This window comes from Bradyrhizobium sp. Kon10 (assembly GCF_055807395.1).
On record NZ_JBVVOZ010000096.1, the window covers coordinates 1 to 1,333 of the forward strand.

The 1,333-nt window shown below is 63.5% G+C and carries 1 protein-coding gene and 1 pseudogene; both read right to left on the bottom strand.

The genetic code is table 11. From position 1 onward, the window contains the following. Positions 1 to 943, bottom strand: a 943-nt coding sequence (gene gmd / locus AC0L2O_RS36175; RefSeq protein WP_473373117.1) for a GDP-mannose 4,6-dehydratase, incomplete at its 3' end; no start/stop codon positions are given. A 180-nt stretch (positions 944 to 1,123) separates the two neighbouring features. Beyond that, a pseudogene (locus tag AC0L2O_RS36180) lies at positions 1,124 to 1,333 on the bottom strand (ABC transporter); the annotation flags it as partial.

Genomic DNA, 1,333 nt, shown 5'->3' on the forward strand with positions numbered 1-1,333 from the left:
CGTCACCGACCAGGAGATCGACCTCGGTCGGGCGGAAGTAAGTGGGATCGATCTTCACCACGGTCTTGCCGCTCTTCGTGTCGACGCCGGTCTCGTCGATGCCCTCGCCGCGCCATTCGATGCGGCGGCCGACTTGCGCGAACGACAGTTCGACCATCTCGCGTACAGACCGTGTCTCGCCGGTGGCGAGCACGAAATCGCCAGGCTTCTCCGCTTGCAGGATCTTGTGCATGCCTTCGACATAGTCGCGGGCGTGGCCCCAGTCGCGCTTGGCCGAGAGATTGCCGAGATAGAGCGTCTCCTCGAGTCCAACCTCGATGCGCGCGACACCGCGGGTGATCTTGCGGGTGACAAATGTCTCGCCGCGGATTGGGCTCTCATGGTTGAACAGGATGCCGTTGGCCGCGAACATGCCGTAGGCTTCGCGGTAGTTCACCGTGATCCAGTAACCGTAGAGTTTCGCCACGCCGTAGGGCGAGCGCGGATAGAACGGCGTGGTCTCCTTCTGCGGGACCTCCTGCGCCAGGCCATAGAGCTCGGAGGTCGAGGCTTGATAAAACCGCGTCTCCTTCTCCATGCCGAGGATGCGGATCGCTTCCAGGAGCCGCAGCACGCCGATGCCGTCGGCATTGGCGGTGTATTCGGGGCTCTCGAAGCTGACTGCGACATGGCTTTGCGCCGCGAGATTGTAGATCTCGGTCGGCCGGATCTGCTGCACCAGACGGATCAGATTGGTCGAGTCCGTCATGTCGCCGTAATGCATCAGGAACGGCACGTTCCCGACATGAGGGTCCTGGTAGAGGTGGTCGACACGCGCGGTGTTGAACGAGGACGAGCGCCGCTTGATGCCGTGCACGACATAGCCGAGCGACAGCAGATATTCGGCGAGATAGGCGCCGTCCTGCCCGGTAATGCCAGTGATGAGAGCGATCCGCTCACGCATATGTACCCTTGCTCCCGCGACCGCCCCGCGTCGGGCGACTGCGATTCGGTCGACGCCACCGTCGAAACACCGCCTCCTTCTTTGACATATCGGACGCTGGGGTCAACTTCACAGGCAAGCCCGGGCGGGTTTCCCGGGATGCCATGCTTGAATCGGGCCGCAGCCCGCGAATCCGGACTGTTACTGCGACCGGTCCGAGGTCCACCCCTTGTATTCGGCGACATTGTTCCGGGTGACGAGCTTCGAGGGCAGGAGCTCGACCGTCGAGGCCGGCTTCTGGCCGTTGAGTATGCCGACACCGATCTGTACCGCACGCCGCGCCATGAAGAACGGGTCCTGCGAAGCGGACGCCTGGATCTGCGCCGCCGCCGGGTCCTTGAGCGCGGCCTC